Below are 23040 nucleotides of genomic sequence, written 5' to 3' on the forward strand. Positions count from 1 at the left end.
GTAAGACGAAAGGGTAACATCGGGGAATCTCCTTTGGTTTTTGGATAAAGTGAAACTATGGAGATACCCCGATTGAATCCTTACTTTCAAGTGATTCTCAGAAATTCTTTTTCATGAGGTCTATAGATTAAACTTGGCTGGAACTTTTTCCGTAAGCCGGGTGTCTAACATAAACGACAAGTGAGGTGAGGGTCATTGCCCGTTCGGTTTGGAGCTAAAACGGCGCTCGGCTTCCTCAGGAACGTGCTTTGACCCGCCTAAAAAACTCACAGAGCGCCAAAGGTCAACAAAAGCCGCATGATTGCATTAGAGCAAACCACGATTGCTCAGGTCGAACTGGATGCGCAGCCCATAGAAAATCGCTATGAGGCGCAGTTCATCGCGCGTTTGCGCGCTCACGACCTCGGGGCTTTTGAAGAGTTGGTGTTGCATTTCGAGCGTCCGGTTTATGCCATCTGTTATCGCCTGCTTGGTGATGCAGAGGACGCGCGCGATGCGGCGCAAGAGACCTTTTTGAAAATTTATCGAGGACTCAACAGTTTTCGCGGCGAATCGGGACTAAAGACCTGGATTTATCGCATCGCCATCAATCAGGCAATGAATCAGCAACGCTGGTGGCGACGCCGCAAAAAAGATGAAACCATTTCGCTTGACCTCAGCCGCACCGATTCGGAAACCACTTTCGGCAACACCCTGGCGGGCGCTCATGCGACGCCTGAAGAGCGCGCCATTGAAAGCCAGCGCGAACGCCGCATTATGCGGGCGCTTTCCGAAATCAAAGCGGAATACCGCGCCGCCCTGATGTTGCGCGAAATTGAGGAACTCTCTTACGAAGAGATTGCTGACACCTTAGAGATTTCCATCGGCACGGTGAAATCTCGTATTGCTCGTGGACGCGAAGAGTTGCGCCACAAATTAAAAGATCTGATGCAGCTTTAGGACAGAAGATTTTGGCTTCGGATGCTTTGAATGAATGGAACTCCCCGCCGGTTTTTAAACGTTTGCTTTCGGGCAAACCTTTGAAAACGGAAAAAGAGTATGTTGTTATGATTTGCAATGATTTTCAATTAATGGCTTCCGCTTACCTGGACGAGGAACTGACCGCGCCAGAAACCGAACACTTTCACGCCCACACGGCATTTTGTTCGGCGTGTCGTGAGCACCTCGAAGAAATTAAACAAACTTCGCTTTTATTAAAACAGACACCAACTCCTGAAGTGCCGCGAGAACTGCGCGGTTATGTCATGAATGCCATCGTCGGGCGAGTCAATCACGACATCAGTTTTTTTCAACGACTCACCGAATGGTTGTTAAAGATGAATCCGCGACCCTTTTCCATTGCCACAGGTTCAGTGGTCACGGTTATTTTGTTCGCCTTTTTAATGACCGGATTCAAACCGATTCCGGTTCCTCATGAGCAATTAGAAGAACTTGATCAAACGGCATCGTTCATTTATCCGATTGTCGGGTCAGCAAAGGAATATTTCAGTTACAACAATTTGCAACAGGATAAAGACCTGACGGATGCTTCGGCATTGTTTGCGATTCCGCCGCCACCGCCACCGGTCTTTGGTTTGGATTATGAATTGCCGCGTTTGAACACCGACCCGATGGTCAGTTTCAGTCACATCGCTTATCAAAAACCTGGCAATGAAGATATGTCCGCCTTGGTCGAAGTAGACCCGAACGGACGCGCGCGTCTGGTCAACGTGTTTAATGAACCCAAAGACCCTGCGGTTATCGAACAACTCTGGTGGTCGCTTACGAATAATTCGTTTAAACCCGCAAAGGTCGAAGGTCAGCCGGTCACGACCCACATCGTTCTGCTTTTTGAAAAGATGGATGTCCGTGGATAAATAAACTTTGAACGGAGAGAGCGGGCGAAGTTTTCCGCTTTCTCCCTTCCGATTTCGATTCAGCCTCGCTTGTCACCAACCCATTTTTAGAGCGCCTGCCTGATGGTTCCGCTTCCCGGAACCGCAATCATCAACTCAAGAGCGCCTGTCACCAACACACGATTTCCGCTCATTGCCCGTTTGCATCGGCTCACCACTCAACGTGTGTTTAATGAAAGGAGAGTTCGTTATGTTTGAAAAATTAGTGCTATCAAGTAAAGCAAAGCGCCAGGGTCGCACCGGCAGATTTTTTCTGCTGACAACCATGTTTTATTCCTTTGTCGTTGTATCGGCGCTGGTGGTTTCGGTGGTTGCCGCAAACCCCGCGATATTTGAAAAAAGCGATGTGACACACATTGTTGCTGTTCCTCCACCGCCACTCCCACCGAAAGGGCGCGCGCCTGTGCAAGAGGCTAATTCAAACCCTGCACCGCAACCAAACCCTTACAAAGTGGCGACCCTTGACCAAATCACGCACCCTGAATCAAACCCCAATATGATTAAAGCAGGCATAAACCTTCCTACGAACACAATCATCGGTGATGCCGGATCAGAGGGAATCGGCGACCCCAACGGTGTGCTTTATGGAGACCCAGACGGCAGAGGCATCGGCGTTCCTACAGGTGTTCCTCACGGCGAAGAGATAACCCCACCGCCGCCTGCGCCAAAGCCGAAACCGGAGCCGCCACCGCAGGCGAAAGAACCGGAAAATAAAATTGTCAGAGTTGCTTCAAGTATTTTGACCGGCAAAGCCCTCACCAGAAAAACCCCCGATTATCCGGCGATTGCCAAACAGATTCGTCTGGAAGGTTCGATTGTCGTGGAAATCGTTATCTCGCCCGAAGGTCGCGTCGAATCAGCGCGGGCGCTTGGCGGGCATCCGTTGCTCACGAAAGCCGCCGTCGATGCGGCATACGGCTGGCGTTTTGAACCGACGATATTAAACGGCACAACCGTGCGCGTGACCGGCGTGATTACCTTTAATTTCAGAATCAATTAGGTAGAGGGTACAGGATATAGAATTCAGGATTCAGGATTCAGGATTCAGCAAGAAGGAGGGTGGAAGGATAACCATGAACTAAGTAGGCAGGAAAAACTTCTTTGACAAAAACTATTGGAATTTCTTAGGAAATTCGCGGTTTCGTGTCAAAGAACTTTTTCGGTTCTACTTAATTGAAAACTCTTTTGCTCATTGTTGATCCTTTCACCTTCTACGTCTCTTCTGTCTGAATCCTGAATCTATTCATTCACTTTCAAAACGGCGAGGAAAGCTTCCTGCGGGATTTCAACTTTGCCGACGCGCTTCATGCGCTTTTTGCCCTCTTTCTGTTTTTCGAGCAGTTTGCGTTTGCGGGTGATGTCGCCGCCGTAACATTTCGCCAGAACATTTTTGCCAATGGCTTTGACGGTTTCGCGGGCAATCACTTTGTTCCCAATAGCGGCTTGAATCGGCACTTCAAAAAGTTGGCGTGGAATCAGTTTGCGCATCTTTTCAACTAAAATTTTGCCGCGTGAATAAGCGAACTCCTTATGCACAATGAGCGACAAAGCGTCCACCTGTTCGCCCGCAACCAAGATGTCGAGTTTGACCATATCGCCTTCACGATAACCGATGAGTTCGTAATCAAACGACGCATAACCGCGCGACACGGTTTTCAAACGGTCATAAAAATCGAGCATGATTTCGGCAAGCGGAATTTCATAGGTGAGCAATACCCGTTTGGTCGCGGGGTATTCAAAGCCTATCTGGACGCCGCGTTTTTCTTCCAGAAGCGCAAACAACTGCCCGACGAATTCGTCATTGCACATAATCATGGCGCGAATGTACGGCTCTTCAATCATGGCAATTTTTCCGGGGTCGGGCAGGCGTGACGGGCTATCGATTTCCAACACTTCGCCTGATGTCGTGGTCACGCGATAACGCACGTTTGGCGCAGTAGTAATTAAATCCAAATCGAATTCGCGCTCCAAACGCTCCTGCACGATTTCCATGTGCAGGAGTCCCAGAAAGCCGCAACGAAACCCGAACCCTAAAGCCGCCGATGATTCCGGCTCATAAAAAAATGATGAATCGTTCAGACGCAGTTTATCGAGCGCATCGCGCAACTCTTCATACTTATTCGACTCGACCGGATACAGCCCCGCAAAGACCATCGGTTTGATACGTTTGAATCCGGGAAATGGGATTGCGGTCGGGCGCGCGGCTTCGGTGACGGTGTCACCGATTTCAACATCGGCGACGGTCTTGATGGCGGCGGTGAAAAAGCCGACTTCACCGGCGCTGAGTTGATCAATCTCGCGCGGTTTCGGCGTCAACACGCCGAGCGAATCAATCAAATAATCTTTCTGCGTGTCCATAAAGCGCACACGCATGCCTTTTTTAAGCACGCCGTCAATCAAACGCACGAGGACAACCACGCCACGGTAGCTATCGAACCACGAATCGAAAATCAACGCCTTGAGCGAGGTATCGGTTTCGCCTGTGGGCGGCGGCACGTCGCGCACGATGGCTTCCAGAACTTCATCAATGCCTAGCCCCATTTTCGCAGAGATGTTTACGGCATTTTCGGTTTCAAGCCCGATGGTGTGTTCAATCTCTTCGCGCACGCGCTCGGGTTCCGCGCCCGGTAAATCAATTTTATTAATCACCGGAATCAAATTGAGGTTATGATCAAGCGCAAGGTAGGTGTTGGCAAGCGTCTGCGCTTCGACGCCCTGCGAAGCGTCAACGACAAGCAGCGCGCCTTCACAAGCCGAAAGCGAACGCGAAACTTCGTAAGAAAAATCGACGTGACCGGGCGTGTCAATGAGATTGAGAATGTAATCGCGCCCGTCTTTAGCTTGGTAATTGAGGCGCACCGCATGGGCTTTGATGGTGATGCCGCGCTCGCGTTCGAGGTCCATCGCGTCTAAAACTTGTTCACTCATTTCGCGTTGCGAAAGCGCCCCCGTGAATTCGAGCAAGCGATCAGCCAGCGTGCTTTTGCCGTGGTCAATGTGAGCAATAATCGAAAAATTTCTAATGTGTGATAAATCGGACATCTTAATCGTTTCTAGTCTACAGTTTGAATTTTTAGTTTACACGAACTTCAAAGCATAACCTAACTGGAAACTGGAAACCAGAAACTCTTACTTGGCAAAATAGCCTTCGCGGGTGCGGGCTTTGAGTTTCATATTTTGGGTGGTGGAATCTTTCGTAGATACTTCTTGTACTGGTGAAGGGGAAACGATGACTTTAATTTTGTGATATTTGTTGTCAGAAATAATTGGATTGAATCCGATAGTGTATTGATTCTGCAATTCCAAAGATATTTCTTGAACTGCCTCGTCAAACTTCTTTGATTGAGTCGGGATATAAGATTTGCCGCCAGAAATCCGAGCTAACTCTTCAAGTACTTCTCGCCCAAAACCGGTTAATGGTTCGTAAAAGAAATCCCTTACGCCAAGCGAATAAATCATTACTTCCGATTGCCGTAAAAGTTTTTTTAAGTCTTCAAAACTTTTTTTAGAATAGCTATCTTCCCCATCGCTAATTAAAAAAATTACCCGCTTCGCTGTAGTAACCTTTCCTTGCATTAATTTTTTTACTGCTTCGTAACAGGTGTCAAATAGGCTACCTCTTCGTTTTGGTCTTGCTACTGCCTGATTCAAAGCTGTTTTTATAGTTTCAATATTTTTTGTCCAATCAGCCAATAACCGAGGCTCTTCCTGAAAGCTCATAACAAAATAATTATTGGATGAGTGACCTTGGCTAACAAATTTCAAGAGTGCGGTTTGTATGGTCGTTACTTTGTCTTTATGAGATTGCATTGAACCAGAAGCGTCAATTACCAATCCTATGCTTGTGGGGACGTGCTGCCCTGCGAAAAAGGTAATGTCTTGTTTTTCATCTTCAGAAAAAACCGTGAATGCTTCTTTAGGTAATCCTTCAACTATGGATTTTTTCTTCTCATCGGAAACTGTGACGTGAATTAAATGGCTGTAAGCTGAATTCTGTTTTTGATAAGCAGTTTGAGGTAGGCAGAGACACACAAGACCTAACCAAGAGATGAGAACCAAGCTAATCAATCGCAATGGCTTGTTCATACTCACAAATCCCCTTTTGCCGCTATCTCTTACTTCGCGTAATCGCGTCCGATGAGGGCTGCGCCGATGACGCCGGCTGCGGCTCCGAGTTCGGCGAGTACAATTTCACAATTATTAAACGACGGCGGGAAAGCCCGGCGGCGCGTTTCACTGGTTGTCGGTTTCAAAATCAAATTGCCTGCCGCCATCACCCCGCCGCCAAGCACGACCATTTCAACGTTCAACAAATTAACCACCGCCGCAATCGCAATGCCTAAAAACATGCCGGTGCGTTCCATAATCAACTGCGCCATTTCGTCGCCGTTTTGCGCCGCAACGCCAATGTCTTCGGCGGTCATTTCGCGGTCACGCGGGATGGCAAGCAGTGAAAGCGAACTGGTGCGGTCGCGTTGCAGTCTGGCGCGCATACGTCGCACAATGTTGGGCGCAGAGGCAATGGTTTCCAAACAACCGACATTGCCGCAGCCGCATTCGATACCTTCGGGGTCAATCGTCATGTGCCCGAATTCGCCCGCAAACCCGGTCGCGCCGCGATAAATTTTGCCGTCCATAATCAGCCCCGCGCCGACGCCTGTGCCAAGAGTTACGAAGAACACATCTTTTTTATCGCGCGCCGCGCCCGCTTTGAGTTCCGCATAAGCCGCGGCGTTCGCGTCATTATCAATCGTCACCGGGAGTTTGGTCGCTTCGCTGAGGCGACCGGGAATATCAATCTCGCTTAAATTGGGCAAGTTGGGCATGGTCTCTATGCGGTTGGTTTTGATGTTGACGAGTCCCGGCACCCCTATGCCGATGGTTGCGGCGCGACTTTCCGATTGTTGTTGCAGGTGTTTGGTAAATTCGATGATTTGCGCGAGAAGTTTTTCGGAATCATTTTTTTCCGTATCGACGCGCGTTTCGTAAACGATGTTACCCGCGTCGTCAACGAGCGCGCCTTTGATGGTAGTTCCGCCGAGGTCTATACCGATAAATAGTTTGTCATTTTGTTCTGTCATAAAAGCAATCCTTAGCGTGTCGATTCGGAAAACGCTGCCTTAGATGCGGATATTTAATTTGATGAATGCGTCGTTTCAGAATTTTTACGACCCGCGCTCTCGAATCTTTATTGATTTCCCTGCTTTGTCCGCGAAAAATTAATTAAGAGTTCAGAATTGAATCGGAAAGCTGAGCATAACAAAGGCTTAAAATGGATGTCAATTTTCGCTCCCATAAGCTACAATCTCACGCCACGTAAATCAGGCTGCGCGTAGTTACCAGCTATTTTTTATGGCTGAAATTCATAATTCAAACTTACGACGCGCAATATTTTTCATAACGTTCAATGGAAGACATAATCAAACAATACGGACTGTGGGCGGTTTTTTTCGGCACCATGATTGAAGGCGACCTGACGCTGCTGTTTGCAGGGGTGCTGGCGAAAACCGGACTGTTTTCTTTTCGAGACGCATTCTTAGTTGGCACCGCCGGCGGCGTGGTTGGCGATTCCATTACCTATTGGATTGGCTCGCGCTTTCGCGGCAAAGCTCGCTCACTAAGATTTTTCGTCCGCGCCAAACCACGCATTGAAATGTTGATGCGCCATTTCGGGGTGGCGTCGGTGTTTATCGTCAAATATGTTTATGGACTGAGAACCGCAAGCGCCATGTTCTGGGGCTTGGCGCATTTCGGCAGGGTCAGGTTTTTGGTTTTAACCCTGCTCAGTTGCGGCGCGTGGGTCGGCATACTTGCAGGCATCGGATTTACTTTTGCAACCGGCATTGAAAAACTCACGGGCGATCTCAAACGCATTCAAATCATTCTGCTGGTGGTGGTCGGCATCATTTTGCTGTTTTATGCCATCGGCAAATTCGAGCATAAAATCGAAGAGAAGGTCATCGAAGAAGAACTCGAAGAAGAAAAACTGAAATCCGGTGAAGCTTCGTAATATCTGAGCGTGATGCAACCCCGTGCCGCTTTTAACACTGACTGGCTCCCCATTTGTGGTTTATACTTTTAAAACATTCCGGGCGCGCGTGTTGGCAGATTGGTTTCGAGGTAAATCGGCTTGCTGTCTGAACAAATTTCTCATTACAAAATTATTAAAAAACTCGGCGCGGGCGGAATGGGTGAAGTTTATCTCGCCGAAGACACACGCTTGTTTCGTCAGGTCGCTCTAAAAATTTTACCGGCATCCTATCAATACGACCCCGAACGCCGTTCACGGTTTTTGAAAGAAGCGCGCGCCGCTTCCGCCTTGCGTTCGCCAAATACCGCAGCAATTTATGACATCGGCGAACATCAGGGGTTGAGCTTTATCGTGATGGAATATGTCGAAGGCGATTTATTGTCACGCAAAATTCATTGCGGGCCGCTTGCTGAAACCGCTGTTCTTGATATTGCCGCGCAGGTCGTTGAAGCCCTCGACGAAGCCCATTCACTTAACATCATTCACCGCGATATTAAATGCTCGAATATTATGATAACCCCGCGCGGGCTGGTGAAACTGCTCGATTTCGGGTTGGCGCGCGTCACCGGGCGACTCAATGAAGACGGGCGGCATTATGAAACCCAGCCGCTTGCCAACGAAGCGGATAATTTTTCCAACTACCCCACGGTTCAATTGAATGAAACGAATGCTGCAACCGTTTTACTCGATGACTCAGCCGCGACCGATGCGCTTGATATTTCAACCAATCCGACCGTGGCGCTTGATGACCTGAGCCAACCAACAGTGACGCTCGACGAAACTTCGCAACCGACTGTGGCGCTTGATGAATACGCCACGCGCCTTGATTCAGCAAACCCAAAAATGCAAGCCGACAGTTTCAAAACGGTTTACGCGCCCGAGGTCGCGCAAGAGGCAACGCCCGCGTTCCAGGAAACGGCTGTTGGCGTGGTGATGGGCACGGTGCCTTATATGTCGCCCGAACAGGCTTTCGGGCTTGCGCTCGACCCGCGCACGGATTTATTCAGCCTCGGCGTGGTGATGTATGAACTCGCGACCGGCGCGCTGCCGTTTACCGGCAACACTGAGCGCGAACTCATTCAAAACATCGGCTTCACAGAACCCGCGCCGCTCACTGCGCTTAAACCCGGTCTCTCTGCGGAATTCGCGCGCGTGGTGAAAAAATGTCTCGAAAAAGCCCGCGAAAATCGCTATCAAACGGCGCGCGATTTATTAAACGATTTACAGGAGATTCAACAGGCGGCAAAAAATACCGCATCACTGACTAAGTCAACCGGAGCGGTTCGCAAACGTTCACGCAAAGCCATTGACGCGCTCGCCATTTTGCCTTTTGAAAATGACAGCCACGATGCGGACGCCGAGTTTTTAAGCGATGGCATCACCGAAAGCATCATCAATAACCTGTCACAAATTGGCAAACTCAAAGTCATGGCGCGGTCAACGGTGTTTCGCTACAAAGGCAAAGCCATTGACCCGCAAGCGGTCGCAGCGGAACTCGGAGTTCGCGGCGTACTGACCGGCAGAGTCCTGCAACGCGGCGACCGGCTGGTCATCAAAACCGAATTGATTGACGCGGACGACGGGTCGCAACTCTGGGGCGAACAATTCAACCGGCAACTCGCAGACATCTTCGCTATCGAAGAAGAGATTTCCAGAGAGATTTCCGACAAACTGAAACTCAAACTGACCGGCGAACAGAAAAAACGTTTAAGCAAACGCCACACCCAGAACACTGACGCTTATCAGGAATATTTGAAAGGGCGCTTTCATTGGAACAAACGCTCGCGCGACGGGTTGCATAAAAGCATCGAGCATTTCAACAAAGCGATTGATATTGACCCCAATTATGCGCTCGCTTATGCGGGACTCGCAGACGCTTATAACATCATCGCCAGTTACAGTTCATCGCCACCCAGCGAAGCCTTTCCGAAAGCGCGTTCGGCGGCGACTCGCGCTTTAGCGTTGGACGAGGCGCTCGCCGAAGCTCACACCTCACTGGCGTTTGTGAAACTCGGATACGATTGGGACTGGGCGGCTGCCGAACGCGAATTTCGCACAGCGATTGCGCTCAATCCGGGCTATGCGACAGCCCATCTCTGGTATGCGCTATATCTCGTCGCCCTGCAACGCCACGATGAAGCGCTCGTTGAAATGCAAAAGGCGCAAGAGATTGACCCGATGTCTTTACCGATTAAAGCCAATCTCGGTTGGTTGTTGTATATGAGCCGCGATTACGACGCAGCGATTGACCAACTGCATAAAACTTTGGAGATTGAACCGAACTTTCTACTGGCGCGACGGCGTTTGTGGCAGGTCTATGCCATCAAAGGAATGTACGAAGCCTCGGCTGCCGAATTTCAAAAGGCGCTACAGATTGCCGGTGAAGACCTGGAAACCTTAGCTTCCCAAGCCTATTTTTATGCGCTTTCCGGTAATCGCGATGAAGCCCATCGGCTGCTTGAAGAACTCGGCGACCTGTCGTGTCATCAATATGTACCGGCATATTTTCTTGCAAGAATTTTCGTCGGGCTTGGCGACAAAGATCGCGCCTTTAAATTTTTGGATATGGCATTTGAAGAGCGTTACGGGTTGCTCGCGTATATGAATGTCGAACCGGAACTCGATTTATTGCGCGATGACCCGCGCTTTGCCGATCTGGCGCGGCGTGTTGGTTTAAATTAATTGGAAAAGTACAATCGCTTTTCACCTTTCATTCAGGAATAATTCCGTAATCACAGTGGATTTTCATTTGGGTTGCTAATCGCTGTTTGCTTGGCTAAAAATCACTGGCATAATCAAACCCGTATTGGGCGACAATAAATTTTAAATTGGCAAAGCAACAAGCTATGCAGAAGATGTCTTTCGCAGCCGGTACAAGTTTTTCGCATTATCGCATCATGTCCAGACTCGGTTCGGGCGGCATGGGTGAAGTGTACCTGGCGGAAGACACGCGACTCGGACGCAAAGTGGCGCTCAAAGTCTTGCCTTCGCATTTTACCCACGAAGCCGACCGCTTGCGGCGCTTCGAGCAGGAAGCGCGCGCCGCCTCGGCTTTGAACCATCCCAATATCATCACCATTTTTGAAGTCGGTCACACAGGCGAACTCAATTACATCGTCACCGAATTTATTGAAGGACAAACCCTCAGACAACGCATGATGAGCGGGCGACTAAGCCTCCGCGACGCCTTAAAGATTGCCATTCAAGTCGCCAACGCGCTGAGCGCAGCCCATGCGGCAGGCATCGTGCATCGCGACATCAAACCTGAAAATGTGATGGTGCGTCCCGATGGTTATGTCAAAGTCGTCGATTTTGGACTGGTGAAACTTACGGAACCACTGCCGAATTCCGGCGAGATTGATGATGAAACGGAAACCCAGATTTTAAGCACCGACCCAAGCATCGTCATGGGCACGCCGCATTATATGTCGCCCGAACAGGCGCGCGGCATGAGCATCGATGCGCGCGCCGATATTTTCAGCCTCGGCTCGATGGTTTATGAAATGGTTTCGGGACGCACGCCCTTTGAAGGTTCAACGCCAGGCGAAATCATCGCTTCGATTCTCTACAAAGAGCCACCCTTACTGGCGCGTTACTCAAGAGAAGTGCCGCAGGAGTTGGAGCGCATCGTCACCAAAGCCCTGCGCAAAGACCGTGAAGAACGCTATCAAACCGCCAAAGACATCGCGCTCGATTTAAAAAATCTGCGTCAGCATCTGGCATTTGAAGAAATTCGCGAACGTTCGATGACGCCCGATGTGAGTTACGAAGTCAGTACGATTCGCAATAGCGGCAGTCGCCCGACGGTGGTTGACTATTCGCGAGATGAATTTTTCACAGGCGATATGCAGCCCGTGCGTCCGATGTCGAGCGCCGAATACATCATCACCGAACTTAAACAACGCAAGAAAACCGTCTTCTTTTCGTTGTTCGCAGTGATTCTCGCGGTTGTCGCGTTGATTTATTTTAATGGCAGAAACAAGACCGCTGTTGATTCCATCGCCGTCCTGCCCTTTGTCAATACCGGCGGCGAACCGAGTTCCGATTATGTTGCAGACGGCATGACTGAAAGTTTGATTAAAAATCTTTCGCAATTGCCTAAGCTCAAAGTCATGTCGTTGATTTCCGTCTTGCGTTACAAAGGCGGCGATGTTGACCCGCGCGCGGTTGGTCGCGACCTCAGTGTGCAGGCGGTGCTGTCGGGCAGAATCAGCAAACGCGATGATGGCGTCCTGGTCAACATCGAACTCGTTGATGCCCGCGATAACACGCGCATCTGGGGCGAACAATATCAACGCAAATTCTCGGACATCCTTGCTTTGCAGGAAGAAATCCTGCGCAGCATTTCGCAAAAACTCCAACTCAAACTCAACAGCGATGAGCGCAAACGCCTGGAAGCCTATCAACTCTATTTGATGGGACGCAATTATTGGAACAAGCGTCGCGCCGACGATGTGCGCAAAGGTTTGGATTATTTCCAACAGGCAATTGATAAAAATCCGCAATACGCGCCGGCTTATGCAGGGCTTGCCGATTCTTACAACCTGCTGGTGGTTTATGGCATTATGCCGCCGCACGAGGCTTTCCCTAAAGCCAAAGAAGCCGCCGAAAAAGCCCTCGCTTTGGATGACACTCTGGCTGAAGCGCATACCTCGCTGGCGTTCGTCAAAAGCCGTTATGAGTGGGATTGGGAAGGCGCAGAAGCCGCCTTTCGTCGCGCCATCGAACTCAATCCCAATTACGCGCTCGCCAGACAATGGTACGCCAATCATCTGGTTTCCGTCGGTCGCAGCCTGGAAGCCATTGAAGAATCGAAACGCACACAGGAACTTGACCCGCTGTCGCTGATGGCAAACGCGCAAATCGGATGGATTTATTTTTACTCGCGGCAATATGATGCGGGCGCGAAAGCCTGTCAAAAGGCGATTGAGATGGGACCCAATTTCTTTTCGGCGCGGCGTTATTACGGGTTGATTCTCGAAGCGCAAAATAAATATGACGAAGCCATCGAGCAATTTGAAAAAGGACGCGAATCATCAGCCAACAATCCGATTATGATTGCCGCCCTGGGTCACGCTTATGCCGTTGCCGGAAAAAAACGCGAAGCGCAAAAACTGTTGGATGAACTCACCAATGAACCCAACGAACGCAAACCTTCGTCTTACGACATTGCGGTGATTTACACAGGGCTTGGCGAAACCGAAAAAGCCATTGAGTGGTTGGAAAAAGCTTATGAAGAACGCAACGAATATTTGTCTTATGTAAAAGCCGACCCGCGTTTTGACCCGTTACGCACCGACCCGCGTTTTCAGGATATCTTGCGCCGCATGAGCTTGATGAATTAATCAATAACCTTTGAGCAAGCGGTGTTTGACGGCGCTTTCAATGGCTTTGGATTTTGCTTTGCGCGATTCGTCTCAACGGACTTTTTCGCACACCACCAGCCAGTCCCAGGGGTAAGGCGGCGTCAATTCATCTGCCGATTCATCCAACTCAAGCCGCCAATCGTATTCGACTTTTTCAAACGATTTCACCTCGAGTCCCACGCGATGCAGTAAAACCAGCAACTCTTCTTTGACATAATGTTTGGTGGCAACGTTTTCGATATTGAGGATGCCGTTGGGGATAGAAAAATTTTTCAGACTGCCATCCGAAAGTTTTTCGTAAAGCGGATTTTTGCGCCGCTTGTTCAATTTTGCAAACCACTCGGCGATGCGAAACTGCGTGTAGAGCACCGATTCAACCGAAGGCGCAAGCAACAGCAGATGCCCGCCTTTAACGATTTTGCGTGACAGGTTCTGCAAAATCGCCAGCCGCTTTTCCGGCGATGGCATAATGATGACATTGGTGTTGATAGCAAAATGAGCTTTAGGGATGCGCAATTCGCCGTTACTCAAATCGCATTTCAAAAATCTGATATTTGAAAATTCTTCACACGACTTTTTGGCAACATCCAGGCATTTTTGTGAATGGTCGATGGCATAAACTTTATGAAACCTTTTGGCAAGCGTCGGCAAATATTTCCCTACACCGCAGCCGAAATCCGTCGCCTGATGTTCGCTTGACGCAAACCGGTCAATGTATTTGGCAAGAATGCCATGCTTATCATTTTTTAAGGTATCAAAAACTTCTTCATCGTAATTCGCCGCAAGGCTATCCCAGAATTTTTCGTCCATGGTTTTTTATTGAATAGATTGAGTAGTATTGAACGAAGATTTGCCCATTTTATCAGATGATTTTCTCGCGCAACTGCGGAAAAACCTTCGCCACTTTGTTTAACAAATACTCGCCATAAGTGCCCTGAAATTCATGAACACTCGCTTTATCCCAACGCTCATCCTTATCATCCTTGACTGCAAGGCTCAGGTCAATGGCTTTGACTTCAGCATTGAAATTCGGATCAAAGAAAAACGGAAACGATAACCGATTGTGGGTTGTCGGATTTTTCACGCGATGCGGCGTTGACCGATACAACCCGCCGGTCATGCGGTCAAGCATATCCCCCAGGTTACAGACAAACGTATTGGCAACCGGCGGCGCTTCGACCCATTGCGATTTTGATTTCACCTGCAAGCCGCCCGAATCGTCCTGTTTTAAAATCGTCAGCACACCATAATCCGTGTGTTCACCAACGCCCCAGCTTTTTTCAACTTCAAGGTCAGGCGGATAATTGAAGATGCGAAAAAGCGTCAATGGTTCAGCCGTATAGCGCTCATAAAAATAATTTTCATCGAGTTCGAGACTGAGCGCGATACCCTGCATCAATTGATGACCAAGCGCGGTCATCGCCGCCATATAGTCAAGCACCGTTTCACGAAATTCATTGAGTCCCGTCGGAAAGAGATTGCGCCCGTGCATCGGCGTATGCGCTTGAACCATTGGATGGTCATCACCGAGTTCCGCGCCGAAATAGATGCCTTCTTTCAAATCCGGTTTGCCGGATGTGAGTTCATCACCAACCGCAAAATAACCGCGCCAGGCGCGTCCGCCTCGTGCCATGCGAATTTGCAATTTGTCTGCAAGCGGTTGCGCGAAAAATTCGCGACTCAAATTTTCAAGCCTCGCTTGCAACGCTTCATCAACGCCGTGCCCGGTTATGTAAAAAAATCCGCATTCGCGACACGCCTGCCCGATTTGCGCTGCCACAGCGCGCCGTTCAGGCTTTTGCTGAACCAGCGCGCTGATGTCGATTATCGGGATGTGTGAAAACCCATCACTCATTTACTTTTTATTTTCGCTGATACAGTAGAGCGTATTTTGACTGCGCAGAAACAGTTCGCCATCGACAATCACCGGCGAGGCAATAAACATCTGATCTTCGAGTTTGTTGGTGGTTAAGACTTCGAGTTTATCGGTCATCTTCAAAATGATGACTTCGCCATCTTCGCTTGCCAGATAAAGTTTGCCGTTTGCGCCAACCGGCGAGGCTTTGAAATTATACGGACGCGGCAAACGCACCTGCTGAAAATAAGGCTCACCCGTCGCAACATTAAAACAACTGACCTGTCCGCCGTCGGTCAACACATAGAGTTTGCCGTCATGCAAAACCGGCGACGCCGTATAAGACATGCCGCGCGTATGCGTCCATAACACCGCATCGGTTCCGGTCAAATCACCTTCTTTGCCCAGTTTAATCGCCATCAATTTCGGGTCGCGATGCCCGCTCATCACGTACACTACGCCGTTATAAAAAATCGGCGCGGGAATCACATTTGAACCTAAGCCCGCACATTCCCAAATCACTTTGCCGGTTTGCGCGTCATAGCTTCGCACCTTCTTGCTTGCCGCCACGATGATTTGCCGCCGTCCGCCGTATTCAATAATCAACGGCACACTCCAGGCGCTGATTTCATCACGCGACACGCGCCACAACTCTTTACCGGTTTGTTTATCGAGCGCCACGATGAATGAACCGGCTTCGTGGTCAAAAGTCAAAATCAGTTTGTCTTTGTCGAGCGCCGGAGCCGTCCCTTCGCCGAATTGCAAGCGCATACGCATCTGCACGCCGAGGTCTTTTTCCCAGATGAGCTTGCCGTTCATATCGAAACAATAGACGCCGCGCGAACCGAAAGAGACATAAACATATTTGCCGTCGGTGACCGGCGAATTGGAAGCGAAGCTGCCATACATTCGATGGTAGCCTTCGTGCGGGGTGGCGACGCGGGCAGTTTTCTGCCAGAGAATTTTGCCGGTTTTACGATTGAGGCAAAGTACCTCGAATTTATGTTCGACCTGTGCCATCGCGCCGCCGCCTGATAATCCGCCGCGCCGCCCTTGCCCGCCTGCTTCAGGCGCAGGTGGCGGGGTTTTGCCCGTCGGCGTGGCAGTCGTCAGAAAAATTTTGTCGCCCCAGATGATTGGCGTCGAATGACCGCGACCGGGAATCGAGGCTTTCCATTTGATGTTTTTGGTTTCGTCCCAACTGGTCGGCGCATCGCCACGCGCCATGCCATTAAAAGAAGGTCCGCGCCATTCAGGCCAATGCGCCTGCTGGTTGTCGGCAATAACCGATGCATTAATTAACGAAAATAGAAACGCGGTTACAGCAAAGACCGATATTTTCTTCATAGCCTGTTTCACCTCAATGCAAAGTTGAACTTATCTTCGCCGGTCTACAATGAGTGCCGACGTTGGTGATTTAGAATCCACTGTGTTGAAGTTGATTTTGAATTAGAAACCCATCACTTAGGCGGTCAAAGACCGCTTGCTCAATGATTATTAATTCGTCCTTGAGTGACAGCTATACCAGATGAAACGGTTCGCGCTGCTGACGATTGTCAGTCTATTTTTTCTCTTCCGCCGCGATGTAGTTTGTCGTAATCAAGTCGTTATAAGTTTGATAACGCCCTTCGTCAAAATCTTTCAGAAAAACCTTCATCAATTGCAGCAAGGTTGTCAAACGATGCCCCGGAATGTGCGCCGGATGGGCATTGCGTCCTGCCGCGGCGCGAATGAACAAGCTTTTTTCGGTCATCGGCAATTTGCGCACATTTTCTGCAAAGGCTGCAAACGAACTGCTGCCGAAAAGATATTGCTCGACATTCGAGGTATAAAATGCAGTGACCGTAAATCCGTTTTTACGCAGGTAATCGCCAACCGCGACAATCGCTTTTTTGCCGCCGAAATCACCGACCACCGGAATGATCAGATTTTTGCGATGCATATCGCGCACAAAGTTAAAATCATCCGTAGTGGCGAGGAAATTGCCTTGCTTACCATTTAAATCGGTTCCGGCAATGATTTCCCTAAAGGTCGGGAAATAATTATTTCCCCAGGTTCCTTCGACGCGATAGGAAATATCCAATCCATCGGCGCGAAAACTTTTATACACATAATCAAGACTGTGCTGGTCTTCTTCGGAAAGCGGGAACTGAAAATCTTCCTGAATGGTTTTACGAACCGCCGCGAGATTCGCTTCATAGGTTTTATCGTCTGCGGCTGCCTGGCTGAAAAAATTCAACAAATCATTGATCGGCACATCTGCCGCCGGAGCTTTTTCTTTCGGCAACGGTTTACTGAATAATCGCGACAGAAATTGCGGGCGGGTCGGCGACAGATGAAAAATCGCTTTGTACATCAAGTGCTGAATAATCGCCTGACGACGAATATCGATTAAAAATGCGATGCGCGGGCGGATTTTGGCGATGTAGGTGAAATTCTGTTCGGGACCGACGCCAAGATATGCGCCCCCGGTTGCGCCCAACTGTTTCAATTTATCAACGATGTGCAGGTATGAGGTTTCATTCGAGGTAAAATTGTCCGAGCGAAAATAACCGCCTTCTTCGGAAAGTTCACGAACCAGCCGGGAAAATTCGGCGGCGCTCAAACTCTCAGGTTGTTTTACCGGTGTCGCACTGGTTACCGGCGCAGTTTGTGGTTTCGTAGCGGTTTGTCCAAAGGTGTTTAATGAGGCATTAAACAGCAACAAAAATAGGATTGCCGCAAGGCACACGGGGCTTGCGACAATCCGATCATTGCTTACCAGTTTCCGGTTTATCAATCGAACTTTTCTCAACAAGGACATCATATCGACCATGAAATTCATACCAACATCTCCATCGTTTCAAGGTTTCCACTGGATTTAAAATTGCCGGGTTGATGAATTTAGTCTAGCAGAATTTTTCTACGCTGGCTTTCCTTTATCCAACAAAATAACCCAAGGAAGCGAATGCTGAAAATTAATTCACAACCGTGGGGTCATCAGTAATTGCGAATCCTTACCCGAAACAACTCCAACAAGAATTTGTTGATGAGTTTTCGGACGAATTAAATCTCAACGAGGATTCAACGGGGTTGCATCGGCTCCACGAGCCGGTTTTATCGTCAATGTCTGATACGGAAAATCATTGTGCTACTACTCAAGAGTTGAAAACAAAATTCTGTCAACCCCAAATACCTTATAAAAATTTTTAATCAGTCTTTCACCGCTTCACCTTCACACCCTTTCACCTGTTCATGCCTAAGCTGGACCTTCCATATCGCTGGTCACATGGTCAGGCAAATCGGTTTCCAGTTCTCTCCAGATGAGCACGCTACGAGTCTCTTTCAACAATAGCGAACCAACAATAAACGTTATTGCGGCAACTGCTATCGGGTAATAAAGCCCTGCATAGATGTTGCCGGTTTCAGCAACGATGGTCAGCCCGATGAGCGGCAACAGTCCGCCGAATACACCATTGCCGATGTGGTAAGGCAGAGACAATGCCGTATAACGAATTTTTGCGGGAAAGGCTTCGACCAGGTATGCCGCAATCGGCCCGTAAACCAGGGTCACAAAAATCACTTGAACGAATACCAGTAATATTAATTTCCAGGCAATCGGATTGCTGATGAAATCGCTGAAGTTTGTATAAATCAACACCTCTTTTGCGGTTTGCAACACACCATCAACAGAGGTTTGCGGTTCAAGGGTAATCGCGCCGGTGATCGCGTTGGTTTGCGAAGTCGCGGTCACCACATTTGAACCGGCGACCGATTGCATGGCTTTATAAATCGGCAGGTAAAACACGGCTGCCAGGAAACAGCCAAGCATCATAATTTTTTTGCGACCGATGCGGTCAGAGAGCGCCCCTGCGAAAACAAAAAACGGCATCCCTAAAAGCAACGCCATCGCCACAATGTAATTTGCCGACGTGGCGTTGACTTTCAAAATCGTCTGCAAATAAAAGAGCGCGTAAAATTGCCCGGTGTACCAGACGACGCCTTGCCCGGCGGTTGCGCCAAAGAGCGACACCAGCACGCGATGCAGGTTGTCCCAATGGGTGAAGGCTTCCTTGAGCGGTTTTGCCGAAGTCATTCCCGCGCCTTTGATATGTTGAAAAATCGGCGACTCTTTCATGCGCAAGCGAATGTAAAGCGATACGCCAACCAGAAAAATCGAAATCAAAAACGGAATGCGCCAGCCCCATTCGTTGAACGCTGCTTTGCTCATCAGATTTTGCACAATCAGAATCACCGCAAGCGAAACGAAGAGTCCAAGGGTTGCGGTGATTTGAATAAAGCTCGTATAAAAACCGCGTTTGCCATCGGGCACATGCTCTGCGACATAGACCGCCGCGCCGCCATATTCGCCGCCAAGCGCCAAGCCTTGCAATATCCGTATGAGTAAAAGCGCGACAGGCGCGGCAAGACCAATGCTGTTATAGGTCGGCAAAAAGCCGATAATCGCGGTTGCGCCGCCCATAATTAAAAGCGTCACTAAAAAAGCGTATTTGCGCCCGACTAAGTCTCCGATGCGACCGAAAAAGAGCGCCCCAAACGGGCGCACCACAAACCCAACCGCAAAGGTCGAAAGATACGCGATGAGCGCCAGCGTTTCGTTGCCCGTGGGATAAAAGAGCGGCGAGATAACCGTAGCGAGGCTTCCGAAAATATAGAAATCATACCACTCAATCATGGTGCCGACCGCCGAAGCCGAAATCACTTGCCAGATTTTATAATCGCCGTTGGTGGCAGTGGTGGTCTTAGGTGAAGCATTCAACTGCGCAACAGGGTCTTTAAACATTTTGTTTTTTTCCTCAACGAAGGATTTGATTTTCTGCAAAAGGTGAAAACTATTTTTTTGAAAAGCAAGCGAATTACTTTCGCGTTTTGAATTTCACCGTGTAGGGCTGCAACGGATAGCCGTCTCTGGTTTTGAACGCGATCCCGGTGAGCGCAAATTCATATTGCCAATCGGGTTTCAATTGCATCTCGACGGTAAACGTCGTGCCCGTTTCGTTATAGCCGACGACTTTGGTAATCGGGAAGTGTTCGCGTCCGCCTTCGCCGAAATTAATTGACACGCCGCCTTTCGGGTCGAGCGGTTTATCAAAGGTAAAGGTCAATCGGGTAATCGTCGGGTCAACATCCTGCGCGCCGTTTGCGAATGGCGCAAGGCTGGCAACGCGCGGCGTCAGGTCTTCAAAATTTTTGGCATCAAGGGTTATGCGTTTGGCGTAATCGTTGAAATAACCAATGACCATCGGCATAAACGAACGAAAAGTCGGGTAACTCGCGCGGTTGTTTTCATACGCGCCAAGCAAGGCAAACAACTCGCTCATCCACAAGAATCCGATATTGCGTTGTTGAATGACCTCTTTATTTGCCGATTCTTGCTCGTGTTCAAAGAGGTAACGCGCCACGGCGGCACGCACCAGCGATTCAAGCATCATTACCTGCCAGTTACCATAGGCAAGCTTTTGCATTTTCTCTCGAACCGGCGGATAAATTTTTTCTCCGGCATTTTTCAAAGCGGCTTCGTTGGCATAAACCAGATGGTTGATGAATGAGTGATTGAATTCGTGAATGATGGTCGAAAGCAATCGCTCGTTGTAAAGCGGCATTCCCTCTTTATCCATCTGCCAGGTGCCGATGATGGCATAGAGGTCTTCTTCGCCTTTCGGATGCACAACTTTCGGACCGTAATTGCCGCCGCCGTTTAACAATCCAATGTAGAGGTTAAAGGTGCCGCCTGGCACTTCGCCGTAAAAACGTTTATACCAATCGAAATCCACCTTGTTTAAGAGTTGTTGAAAGCGCTGCTCGGCGGTGTTGTATAACTCACTGTGGGCTTTGAAAAAATTTTCGCAATCGGCATCTTTGTAAAACTGCCGCAATAGCCTGGTGAACTCCTCGGCGTCGGCTTTGCCCCAGCGTCTATCGGGAATTTTGTCTGTGAAGGCAACACGAGGCGCAAGTTCCGGTGGCGGGCTGAGATGCACAGCCATATTCATGACGGCATCAAACCCGACGCCGTTTTGCTGTCGCACTTTCAACATCTGCTGAACGACGGCGTGTTGTTTGTATTTCGCGAAATGCCGGTTGACTTCATCAACATAGAGTTTGAAATCATTGCCACTGTACTCTTCAAACTCAGCGAGCCGCGCAACGATGCTCAAGAGTTCGACGCGGCGGTCAACTTTCGGAGCGATAAAAAATGGTTTTTGTCGAACTGGTTTTGCGATTTGCACAGGTCGAGATTCCGCCGGATTGCACAAAACAAGCAGTGAGACCAAAGATAAAATAACCGCTGAAATTTTTATTCTCATCATGTTTAGAAGCAATTGGTGGGAGGAAGTCAGGCTCTGGTTTTACTCAGAGCCTGAAAGAAGTTTTGGTTGACAAGCTTAAAAATGATCCGGGCTTTATCAATTTTTATTTGATAAATTCGCGAATGTATTGATTGACGAGTTGCGGTTTTTCGTGAATCACCCAGTGCGTGCCTTCGGGTATGCGTTTGATGGTGAGTTGCGGAACGAATTTATCCAGACCGTCGAGATTGCCGGTAAGCAACGCGGCATCCTTTTCGCCCCAGATGACCAGGGTCGGCACGTTCACCATTAACGAATTCATGCCTGATGCAAAATTGGCTTCGCTCTTTTGTCCTTCAGCCGGAGGGCCAACTCTGGCGGCGCGATAATAATTCAAACCGCCAGTGAGCGCGCCGGGTTGCGACCAGGCTTCGATATACATCTTTTTATCTTCTTCGTTGAAGACGCCGGTTTTGAGTCCTTCGCCTAAAACGATGTTGACCAACATTGCATAGTTATTCGCCGACAGCGTTTTCTCTGCATCAGGACCGCGAAACCACAACATATAACCGCTGGCTTTTTGTTGGGCGGGATTTTGCGCCAGTTCGCGGGCAAAGACACCCGGATGCGGCGCGTTGATGATGACGAGTTTTTCCAAATTTTCAGGATGCGCAATCGCAAATGCCCAGGCAATGGCTCCACCCCAATCGTGCGCAACCAATATAAATTTCCGGTGTCCGAGTTTTTCGGCAAGCAGGCGCAGGTCTTCGACCATGTATTTGACTTGATATTTTTCAAGCTCCGCAGGTTTTTCCGATAAATTGTAACCGCGCATATCGGGGGCTACGGCGGTGTAATCTTTGCCGAAGTCTTCGAGTTGATTTTTGTATTCGTACCAGAATTCGGGAAAGCCGTGAACGAACATCACCAGTTTTTTGCCTTCACCGGCTTTCACATAATGCAATTTGACGCCGTTGACTTCGGCGTATTGGTGCTTGAACATAACCTTTTTTGCTCCGTTCTTTTTGTCTTTCGCGCCGTCGGCATACGCCGAGAGCATCAAAGTGCCGACGACCAGACAGCTTGTCAGCAAACGAAAAATCCAGGGTGCGGTTTTGGTTTTCATAAGCGTTGCATCTCTTTCAATCGGGGATTTGAGTTGAGCGCGGGCATAAGACTCACACTCAACAAATAGAACTTTTTAACAGGTCTCTTCGATAATCTGTGAGAAGAAATCCTTGCGCTCATCGTTGAAGTGAGGCGCAATCAAAGCCCGTTCCTCAACGGATTCATTTCTTCTTTTTCGGTAGCGGGTTGAGATGTTGTTTCGGCGGACCTTCGTAAACCGCCTGGCAGCGTTGACAACGATGCAGGACATTACCCGCTGCGGCTTTGGCTAAATCCTCTTTTGAAGCCGTGAACCATTGTTTGATATGCCCTAAACAATTTTCGCCTTTTTCGTTTTTCACTGTACACACCGTCTGTCCGGGAAGCAGCGGCAGGTACGCGCCGGTTTTTTCCGTCGGCGGTTGAATGAATCTCGATTTAATGTCAGGAATTCCCGTTGAACTCATGATCGTCGCTCCAATGAAAAGAAATTTTG

Annotated in this window: 17 protein-coding genes; 6 read left to right on the forward strand and 11 right to left on the reverse strand. The window is 49.1% G+C overall.

Translation table 11 applies throughout. From position 1 onward, the window contains the following. Positions 1–297 precede the first annotated feature (297 nt). The 3 genes from AB1757_18050 to AB1757_18060 all read left to right on the forward strand — a co-directional run bounded on the left by AB1757_18050 (position 298) and on the right by AB1757_18060 (position 2895). A complete protein-coding gene (locus tag AB1757_18050) occupies positions 298–939 on the forward strand; it encodes a sigma-70 family RNA polymerase sigma factor (protein MEW6128946.1) in 642 nt (213 codons plus the stop codon). Positions 940–950: 11 nt separating this feature from the next. Continuing rightward, positions 951–1856 (forward strand): zf-HC2 domain-containing protein, encoded by a 906-nt coding sequence (locus tag AB1757_18055; GenBank protein ID MEW6128947.1) that lies wholly within the window; start codon positions 951–953, stop codon positions 1854–1856. A gap of 229 nt (positions 1857–2085) precedes the next feature. Next, the gene (locus AB1757_18060) at positions 2086–2895 is read left to right on the forward strand and encodes an energy transducer TonB (protein ID MEW6128948.1); all 810 of its coding nucleotides are present in this window, start codon (positions 2086–2088) and stop codon (positions 2893–2895) included. 239 nt (positions 2896–3134) lie between these two features. Here AB1757_18060 and lepA read toward each other — a convergent pair whose 3' ends face one another. The 3 genes from lepA to AB1757_18075 form a co-directional block, all read right to left on the reverse strand. Next, positions 3135–4937, reverse strand: a complete 1803-nt coding sequence (gene lepA, locus AB1757_18065; protein ID MEW6128949.1) for a translation elongation factor 4 — start codon at positions 4935–4937, stop codon at positions 3135–3137. Positions 4938–5024: 87 nt separating this feature from the next. Then, the gene (locus tag AB1757_18070) at positions 5025–5981 is read right to left on the reverse strand and encodes a VWA domain-containing protein (GenBank protein MEW6128950.1); all 957 of its coding nucleotides are present in this window, start codon (positions 5979–5981) and stop codon (positions 5025–5027) included. Positions 5982–6010: 29 nt separating this feature from the next. Continuing rightward, on the reverse strand, positions 6011–6976 hold the full coding sequence (locus tag AB1757_18075) for an ROK family protein (GenBank protein ID MEW6128951.1): 966 nt from the start codon (positions 6974–6976) through the stop codon (positions 6011–6013). 326 nt (positions 6977–7302) lie between these two features. On the opposite strand from AB1757_18075, the gene AB1757_18080 reads away from it, so the two are divergent. The 3 genes from AB1757_18080 to AB1757_18090 all read left to right on the forward strand — a co-directional run bounded on the left by AB1757_18080 (position 7303) and on the right by AB1757_18090 (position 13271). Beyond that, the gene (locus AB1757_18080; protein MEW6128952.1) at positions 7303–7905 is read left to right on the forward strand and encodes a DedA family protein; all 603 of its coding nucleotides are present in this window, start codon (positions 7303–7305) and stop codon (positions 7903–7905) included. A gap of 120 nt (positions 7906–8025) precedes the next feature. Then, positions 8026–10608, forward strand: coding sequence for a protein kinase (locus tag AB1757_18085; GenBank protein ID MEW6128953.1), 2583 nt, complete (start codon positions 8026–8028; stop codon positions 10606–10608). Between the two features lie 146 nt (positions 10609–10754). Next, a complete protein-coding gene (locus AB1757_18090; GenBank protein ID MEW6128954.1) occupies positions 10755–13271 on the forward strand; it encodes a protein kinase in 2517 nt (838 codons plus the stop codon). A gap of 72 nt (positions 13272–13343) precedes the next feature. On the opposite strand, the gene AB1757_18095 is transcribed toward AB1757_18090, so the two are convergent. The 8 genes from AB1757_18095 to AB1757_18130 all read right to left on the reverse strand — a co-directional run bounded on the left by AB1757_18095 (position 13344) and on the right by AB1757_18130 (position 23011). Next, positions 13344–14102: a class I SAM-dependent methyltransferase gene (locus AB1757_18095; GenBank protein ID MEW6128955.1), complete on the reverse strand. Its 759-nt coding sequence runs from the start codon at positions 14100–14102 to the stop codon at positions 13344–13346. Between the two features lie 52 nt (positions 14103–14154). Beyond that, a complete protein-coding gene (locus tag AB1757_18100; protein ID MEW6128956.1) occupies positions 14155–15147 on the reverse strand; it encodes a 2-oxoglutarate and iron-dependent oxygenase domain-containing protein in 993 nt (330 codons plus the stop codon). After that, positions 15148–16494, reverse strand: coding sequence for a PQQ-binding-like beta-propeller repeat protein (locus AB1757_18105; GenBank protein MEW6128957.1), 1347 nt, complete (start codon positions 16492–16494; stop codon positions 15148–15150). 214 nt (positions 16495–16708) lie between these two features. After that, positions 16709–17971, reverse strand: coding sequence for a hypothetical protein (locus AB1757_18110; GenBank protein ID MEW6128958.1), 1263 nt, complete (start codon positions 17969–17971; stop codon positions 16709–16711). 414 nt (positions 17972–18385) lie between these two features. Continuing rightward, positions 18386–19930, reverse strand: coding sequence for an MFS transporter (locus AB1757_18115; protein MEW6128959.1), 1545 nt, complete (start codon positions 19928–19930; stop codon positions 18386–18388). 73 nt (positions 19931–20003) lie between these two features. Next, positions 20004–21377, reverse strand: coding sequence for a DUF4932 domain-containing protein (locus AB1757_18120; GenBank protein MEW6128960.1), 1374 nt, complete (start codon positions 21375–21377; stop codon positions 20004–20006). A gap of 184 nt (positions 21378–21561) precedes the next feature. Then, positions 21562–22563, reverse strand: a complete 1002-nt coding sequence (locus tag AB1757_18125) for an alpha/beta hydrolase (protein ID MEW6128961.1) — start codon at positions 22561–22563, stop codon at positions 21562–21564. A gap of 163 nt (positions 22564–22726) precedes the next feature. Next, a complete protein-coding gene (locus AB1757_18130; GenBank protein MEW6128962.1) occupies positions 22727–23011 on the reverse strand; it encodes a hypothetical protein in 285 nt (94 codons plus the stop codon). Between the last annotated feature and the right edge of the window lie 29 nt (positions 23012–23040).

Source organism: Acidobacteriota bacterium (genome assembly GCA_040754075.1).
In the GTDB taxonomy this organism is placed as follows: Bacteria; Acidobacteriota; Blastocatellia; order UBA7656; family UBA7656; genus JBFMDH01.

Coding starts and splice junctions, on each gene's coding strand:
- AB1757_18050 (MEW6128946.1), top strand. CDS start 298: ATGATTGCATTAGAGCAAACCACGATTGCTCAGGTCGAACTGGATGCG.
- AB1757_18060 (MEW6128948.1), top strand. CDS start 2,086: ATGTTTGAAAAATTAGTGCTATCAAGTAAAGCAAAGCGCCAGGGTCGC.
- lepA (MEW6128949.1), bottom strand. CDS start 4,937: ATGTCCGATTTATCACACATTAGAAATTTTTCGATTATTGCTCACATT.
- AB1757_18070 (MEW6128950.1), bottom strand. CDS start 5,981: ATGAACAAGCCATTGCGATTGATTAGCTTGGTTCTCATCTCTTGGTTA.
- AB1757_18075 (MEW6128951.1), bottom strand. CDS start 6,976: ATGACAGAACAAAATGACAAACTATTTATCGGTATAGACCTCGGCGGA.
- AB1757_18080 (MEW6128952.1), top strand. CDS start 7,303: ATGGAAGACATAATCAAACAATACGGACTGTGGGCGGTTTTTTTCGGC.
- AB1757_18095 (MEW6128955.1), bottom strand. CDS start 14,102: ATGGACGAAAAATTCTGGGATAGCCTTGCGGCGAATTACGATGAAGAA.
- AB1757_18100 (MEW6128956.1), bottom strand. CDS start 15,147: ATGAGTGATGGGTTTTCACACATCCCGATAATCGACATCAGCGCGCTG.
- AB1757_18105 (MEW6128957.1), bottom strand. CDS start 16,494: ATGAAGAAAATATCGGTCTTTGCTGTAACCGCGTTTCTATTTTCGTTA.
- AB1757_18110 (MEW6128958.1), bottom strand. CDS start 17,971: ATGAATTTCATGGTCGATATGATGTCCTTGTTGAGAAAAGTTCGATTG.
- AB1757_18115 (MEW6128959.1), bottom strand. CDS start 19,930: ATGTTTAAAGACCCTGTTGCGCAGTTGAATGCTTCACCTAAGACCACC.
- AB1757_18125 (MEW6128961.1), bottom strand. CDS start 22,563: ATGAAAACCAAAACCGCACCCTGGATTTTTCGTTTGCTGACAAGCTGT.
- AB1757_18130 (MEW6128962.1), bottom strand. CDS start 23,011: ATGAGTTCAACGGGAATTCCTGACATTAAATCGAGATTCATTCAACCG.